The 6,153-nt window shown below is 71.2% G+C and carries 7 protein-coding genes and 1 other RNA gene; 3 read left to right on the plus strand and 5 right to left on the minus strand.

The annotated features are described in order from the left end of the window. From JNK30_RS08535 to ffs, 3 genes are all read right to left on the minus strand, one after another. Complete coding sequence (locus JNK30_RS08535) at positions 1 to 327, minus strand: YbaB/EbfC family nucleoid-associated protein (protein WP_293481641.1); 327 nt, start codon at positions 325 to 327, stop codon at positions 1 to 3. A 105-nt stretch (positions 328 to 432) separates the two neighbouring features. Continuing rightward, the gene (locus JNK30_RS08540; RefSeq protein WP_293481642.1) at positions 433 to 2,253 is read right to left on the minus strand and encodes a DNA polymerase III subunit gamma/tau; all 1,821 of its coding nucleotides are present in this window, start codon (positions 2,251 to 2,253) and stop codon (positions 433 to 435) included. Between the two features lie 57 nt (positions 2,254 to 2,310). Next, positions 2,311 to 2,409, minus strand: an RNA gene (gene ffs / locus JNK30_RS08545) — signal recognition particle sRNA small type. 81 nt (positions 2,410 to 2,490) lie between these two features. Here ffs and JNK30_RS08550 point away from each other — a divergent pair. Both JNK30_RS08550 and JNK30_RS08555 read left to right on the plus strand, forming a co-directional pair. Continuing rightward, the gene (locus tag JNK30_RS08550) at positions 2,491 to 3,462 is read left to right on the plus strand and encodes an alpha/beta fold hydrolase (protein WP_293481643.1); all 972 of its coding nucleotides are present in this window, start codon (positions 2,491 to 2,493) and stop codon (positions 3,460 to 3,462) included. A gap of 43 nt (positions 3,463 to 3,505) precedes the next feature. Continuing rightward, positions 3,506 to 3,670, plus strand: a complete 165-nt coding sequence (locus JNK30_RS08555; RefSeq protein WP_293481644.1) for a hypothetical protein — start codon at positions 3,506 to 3,508, stop codon at positions 3,668 to 3,670. Between the two features lie 96 nt (positions 3,671 to 3,766). On the opposite strand, the gene JNK30_RS08560 is transcribed toward JNK30_RS08555, so the two are convergent. Both JNK30_RS08560 and JNK30_RS08565 read right to left on the minus strand, forming a co-directional pair. Then, entirely contained in the window at positions 3,767 to 4,549 is a 783-nt protein-coding gene (locus JNK30_RS08560) for an enoyl-CoA hydratase-related protein (protein ID WP_293481645.1), read from the minus strand. 134 nt (positions 4,550 to 4,683) lie between these two features. Further along, on the minus strand, positions 4,684 to 5,832 hold the full coding sequence (locus JNK30_RS08565) for an acyl-CoA dehydrogenase family protein (RefSeq protein WP_293481646.1): 1,149 nt from the start codon (positions 5,830 to 5,832) through the stop codon (positions 4,684 to 4,686). Between the two features lie 128 nt (positions 5,833 to 5,960). On the opposite strand from JNK30_RS08565, the gene JNK30_RS08570 reads away from it, so the two are divergent. Then, on the plus strand, positions 5,961 to 6,153 hold a 193-nt coding region (locus tag JNK30_RS08570), incomplete at its 3' end, for a GxxExxY protein (RefSeq protein WP_293481647.1).

Here is a 6,153-nt window from a genome sequence, read left to right on the forward strand (position 1 = left end):
TCAGAACTTCGGCATGCCGGGGATGTTGAGACCCGCCAGCGGCCCGGCGGCCTCGCGCATCACCTCGGCCTGGGCGGCGTCCAGCTTGCGCTTCGCGTCGGCGTGCGCGGCGACCACCAGGTCGGCCACCACCTCGCCCTCTCCCGGCGCCATGAGGCTTTCGTCGAAGGTCACGCGGGCCAGCTCGCCCGTGCCCTTGAGCGTCAGCTTCACCATGCCGCCGCCCGAGGTGCCCTCCACTTCCAGCGCGGCGATCCTCTCCTGCGCCTCGGTCATGCGCTGCTGCATGGCCTGCGCCTGCTTCATCAGGGAACCCAGGTCTTTCATCTCACCCACTCACTGCGCCGCAGGCGCTCTCGTCCACCGCCTGGATCACCAGGCGCGCCAGGACGGCCTGGCGATCCGAAGTCTCTCGCCGCGTCCGCAGCCGGTTCACGCCTCGTCTCCGTCCTCGTCCGGCGGCGGCGCTTCCGAAGGGGTCGCCTCGGCCGCCTGTTCCAGGTTTCGGATGCCGACGATCTCGGCGCCGGGGAACGCCTGCATCACCTGCTGCACGAACGGGTGCTGCTCGATGGCGGCGCGCACCTCGCGCTGCTCGCGCTTCTGCTTCTCCCACAGGCTCTCGGCGCCGCCGCCGCCCTGGGCGGTCACGAACCAGCGCTCGCCGGTCCATTCCTTCAGCCGGCCGACCAGCCGCTGGGCCAGGTTGGCGGGCGCGCCGGGGGCCGGCTCGTACTCGATCGCCCCCGGGCGGAAGCTGATCGGACGGATGAACCGCTCCACGTCCAGCTTCAGCGTGATGTCGCGGCGGCGGTCGATCAGCTTGAGCAGGTCCTCGAAGGTCTGCAGCGAGGCGACCGGCTCGGTGGACGGCTGGGCTGCTGCGGGCATCGCCGCGCGCGCCACGGCCGAGGCGGCCCCCCCGCCGCCGGAACCACCGCCCGACGTCGGCCGCCCCGACCCGGGACCGCCCCCGGCGGGCGACTCGCCGGCCTGGAGGCGCTTCAGGGCTTCTTCCGGTCCCGGCAGGTCAGCCGCATAGGCCAGCCGGATCAGCGCCATGTCCACGGCGGCCGCCGCGTCCGGCGCGCGCCGGACCTCTTCGTAGGCCTTGAGCAGCAGCTGCCAGATGCGCGCGAGCGTCCCCGCAGAGACCGCGGCCCCGACCGCCGCCAGCCGCTGGGCCTGGTCCTTCGGCATCACCAGCGCCTGCGGCCCCACGGTCTTGGCCACCGAGGCGCCGTGCGTATGGTCCAGGAGGTCCATCACCACCTGGTCCGGGTTGGCGCCGTAGCCGTAGAGCTGGCGGAAGGTCTCGATGGCGGGACCCGCCTCCCCGCGCATGATCTGCTCGAACAGGCCGATGGTCTGCGCCCGGTCCGCGAGGCCCAGCATGTCGCGGATCGAGGCGGCGGTGACGGTCTGTCCCGGCTCGGCCTGGACGATCGCCTGGTCCAGCATCGACTGTCCGTCGCGGACGCTGCCCTCGGCGGCGCGGGCGATCAGCATCAGGCCTTCGGCCTCGACGCGCGCGCCCTCGTTCTCGCAGATCATCTCCAGGTTCTTGACCAGGACTTCCGGCTCCACCCGTCGCAGGTCGAACCGCTGGCAACGGGAGAGGATCGTCACCGGGACCTTGCGGATCTCGGTGGTGGCGAAGATGAACTTGGCGTGCGGCGGCGGCTCCTCCAGCGTCTTCAGGAGCGCGTTGAACGCCCCGGTCGACAGCATGTGGACCTCGTCGATGATGTAGACCTTGTAGCGGGCCTCCACCGGCGCATAGCGCACCGAGTCCGTCAGCTCGCGGATGTCGTTCACGCCGGTGCGCGAGGCGGCGTCGAGCTCGAGGACGTCCATGTGCCGCCCCTCGATGATGGCGCGGCAGTGGATCCCCTCCTCCCGCAGGTCCAGAGACGGCGCGTGGACGGTGGAGCTTTCGTAGTTCAGCGCGCGCGCCAGCAGGCGGGCGGTCGTGGTCTTCCCCACGCCCCGGACGCCGGTCAGCATGAAGGCATGGGCGATCCGCGAATGGGCGAACGCGTTGCGCAGCGTCCGCACCATCGCCTCCTGCCCGTACAGGTCGTCGAAGCTGCGCGGCCGGTACTTCCGCGCGATGACGGTGTAGGCCGCGCCCGGCTCCTCGGCGGCAGGCCTGGGCGCCGGCGCGGGCGCGTCACCGAACATGTCCCCGGTGTTCGGGTCCCGCTCGGGCGGGGAATCGTCGCGCTCGAAGTCTTCGCCCATGCAGGCCATGTAACGGGACGGCAGGTCCCGGCGAAAGTGGGAGGGTTCAGAAAAGCGTGGAAGCTGAGGTGGAGACCGGACAACGACCCGAGCCGTGACCCGTTGTGGCTGCTGCCTTCCGGCCCTGACCAGGTTGGCGGGGCGTTCGTCCGCCGCCGATCTCCGCGGCGGCATATGGCCCATGGGGCGCGCGGCGGCAAGGGGGCGTGGTGGCGCACGCCCCGGCAAACAGGCTAGGCAGGGACCATGCTTCGCCGTGTCGTCCGCTGGGTCCTCATGCTTCTCGCCCTCCTCGCCGTCGCGTGGGGCTCCGTCGCCGTCGCCGCCGAGGTGATCAGCCGCCTTCCCAAGGCCAGGGGCGAGATGGTCGACATCGGCGGCCGTCAGCTGCGGCTGGTCTGCGAGGGCGCGAAGGGCGCCAGCCCCACCGTCTGGATGGAGTCGGGGGCGTTCAGCGGCGCGGCGGACTTCGCCGCGATCCAGCAGAAGCTGGCGGCCAGGGGGCTCCGGTCGTGCGCCTACGACCGCGCGGGCATGGGGTACTCGGACCCGGGGCCCCGCCCCCGGGACGGCGACGCGATCGTCGCCGACATGAAGGCGCTGATGGCCGCGTCCGGCGAGACGGGCCCCTATGTCCTGATGGGCCACTCCATGGCGGGGCTGTACCTGCGCCAGTTCGCGGCCGCGAACCCGCAACAGGTCGTGGGCCTGGTCCTGCTCGACGCGGTGACGCCCGAGATGGTGGAGCGCCCGGAGGCCGAGCGGTTCGCCGCCGCGATGGAGCGGATCGCCCAGTTCGGCGCCGTCGCCGGGAGCCTCGGCCTGACCAAGCCCCTCTACTGGTGGGGCGACCGCATCGGCCTGCCGCCGCAGGGACGCGCGGAGAAGAGACGGGGGTTCATCTCCGGACGGCAGAGCCGCAACGCCTACGCCGAGGTCCGGGGCTGGCGCGCTGCGGCGGCCCAGGCCGCGGCGGCCGGGCCGCTGCGCCCGGAATGGCCCGTCGCCGTCATCACCGCCGGCCCTCGCACCGCGCAGATGTCGATGTGGGACGAGGTCCGCCAGGCGCCCGCGCGGGGGTCGCGCTTCCCCATGCTGCGGGCGCTGCCCGAGGCCAACCACCGCACCATGCTGGGGCTCGTCCACGGCGACGCGGCGGTGGACGGGGTCGAACACGTGCTGCGCCACGCGGCGGGACGCGCGGCCGCGGCGCCCTGACGGAGGCGGACGCACAGCGTCGCCCGCCGTGCTAAGGTGGCGCATGACCCAGCCCCCGGACGACGCGCCCGAGACCCCGATGCAGCGCGCGCTGCGGCTCAAGACGGCGGCCCTTCAGGCCAAGCCGCAGCCCCCGGGCGGACGCGGCGCCAAGCGACCCGCCTCGGGCATCGCCGCCGGCGCGTCGAAACCCTGGATGAAGCGCTAGGGTCCGGACCCAAGATCCGGGCAGAATCCGGGTCCCGGCATTCGCCGGGACGGTCGGAAGCTGTCGAAATCGCCGATATCGAACCGAGTTTGAACCCTAGGCGCCGCGGAAGGCGGGCGTCCGCTTCTCGTTGAAGCTGGCGACACCCTCGCGGCGATCCTGCGTCGTGAAGAGGTGGTTGTAGACGGTCAGCTCCAGGTCCATCGCCTGCTTCAGGTCGAGGTCCTGGCCGCCATGCACTACCCGCTTGGCGCCGCGGACCGACAGCGGCGCCTTGCTGGCGATCAGCCGCGCCACGGAGAGGACCGTGTCCATCAGGGCGTCCGCCGGGACGACATCGCTGACGAGACCCCATTCGAGCGCCTTCTCGGCCGCGAACGGCGTGGCGGTGGTGAGGATCTCGATGGCCCGGCGCGGACCGACAGCACGCGTCAGCAGCTGCGTGCCGCCGAGGCCCGGCAGGATTCCCAGGCCCGCCTCGGGCAGGCCGAAGCGGGCGCCCTCGGCGGCGTAGGCGAAGTCGCACGCCAGGGTCATTTCGCAGCCGCCGCCCATGGCGGCGCCCTGCACCGCGGCGATCACCGGAACCGGACAGGCGAGCTGGGCCCGGATCATCGCCTCGAAGAGGCGGTGCTGCTCGGCCCAGGCCTCGTCGGTCATGCCGTTGCGCTCCTTGAGGTCGGCGCCGGCCTGGAAGTGCCGGCCCTCTCCGGCCAGGATCACGCACCGCAGCGCCTCGTCGGCCCGCAGCCGGCTCCAGACGTCCAGCAGCTCGCGGCCCATCTGCGTCGAGAGCGCGTTCGCCACCTCGGGCCGCGCGAAGGTGATGACCGTGATCCCCGGCTCGGGCGTGGTCACCTTGATCGTCTCGTAGTTCATCGCCTCACCCCCTGCGCGCCGCAGGCGCTGTCGCTAGCAACCGCGGAAGACGCGGAAAAAGGCGGAAGGAGTCCAGCACGCTTTCCGCGCCATTCCGCGTCTTCCGCGGTTGAATTTCCATGGACGCCGCCGCGTCAGAAACTCTTGGGCTGCCCCAGCACGTGGGTGGCCACGTGGCTGAGGATCAGGTTCGTGGAGATGGGCGCCACCTGGTAGAGCCGCGTCTCGCGGAACTTGCGCTCGATGTCGTACTCCTCGGCGAAGCCGAACCCGCCGTGCGTCTGCAGGCACATGTCGGCGGCGAACCAGCTGGCCTCGGAGGCGACCAGCTTGGCCATGTTGGCCTCCGTCCCGCACGGCTGGCCCGCCTCGAAGAGCTCGGCGGCCCTGTCGACCATCAGGCTGGCCGAGGTCATCTGCACATAGGCGCGGGCGAGCGGGAACTGGACGCCCTGGTTCTCGCCGATGGGCCGGCCGAAGACCACGCGATCCTTCGCGTACTGGCCGGCGCGGTCGATGAAGAAGCGGGCGTCGCCGATGCACTCCGAGGCGATGAGGATCCGCTCGGCGTTCATCCCGTCGAGGATGTACCTGAAGCCCTTCCCCTCCTCGCCCACGAGGTTCGCCGCCGGCACCACCAGGTCCTCGAAGAAGAGTTCGGTGGTGGCGTGGTTCAGCATGGTCCGGACCGGCCGGATCGTCAGGCCGTTCCCCACCGCCGCCTTCATGTCGACCAGCAGCACGCTCATCCCGTCCGACGGCTTCTCGTCGCGACGCGGGCTGGTGCGGCAGAGCAGGACCATCAGGTCGGAGTGCTCGGCGCGGCTGATCCAGATCTTCCGGCCCGAGACGACGTAGGTGTCGCCGACCTTCCGGGCGACCGTGGAGATCCGGGTGGTGTCGGTGCCGGCGTCGGGCTCGGTCACGCCGAAGGCCTGCAGGCGCAGCTCGCCCGTGGCGATCTTCGGCAGGTACGCTTCCTTCTGCGCCGGCGTGCCGTGCCGCAGCACGGTGCCCATGGTGTACATCTGGGCATGGCAGGCTGCGCCGTTGCAGCCCGATCGGTGGATCTCCTCCAGCACGGCCACCGCGGCGCCCAGCCCCAGGCCCGACCCGCCATACTCCTCCGGAATCAGCACCGACAGGAATCCGGCCTCGGTCAGCGCCTGCACGAACGCCGTGGGATAGGCGCGCTCCCGGTCCAGCTCGCGCCAGTAGGCCCCAGGGAACCGGGCGCACAGCTTGCGCACCGCCTCGCGGATTTCAGGAAAGCTCTCGGTCATCGCCCCCGCTCTCTGCCACGCCGACCCTGCGTGAGCCTAGACCGCCGTGGGGGAAGCTCGGTAACCACGGACCACACGGACCACACGGACATGACGAGGGCCTGCTTCACCGGGAGGAGGCGTTCCTCATTCGAGGCGCGGTGTATGAAGTGAACCGCGTCCTGGGCCTCGGATTCCTGGAAGCGGCCTATCAGCAGAGCTTGGCTCTGGAGTTCACCCGTCGGGGAATCCCCTTCGTTGAGCATCCGACGCTCAATCTCGAATACAAGGGGACGGCGCTTCGCGCCGTCTATATCCCTGACTTCATCTGCTTCGAACGCG

It is taken from the genome of Phenylobacterium sp. (assembly GCF_016793225.1).
In the GTDB taxonomy this organism is placed as follows: Bacteria; Pseudomonadota; Alphaproteobacteria; order Caulobacterales; family Caulobacteraceae; genus Phenylobacterium.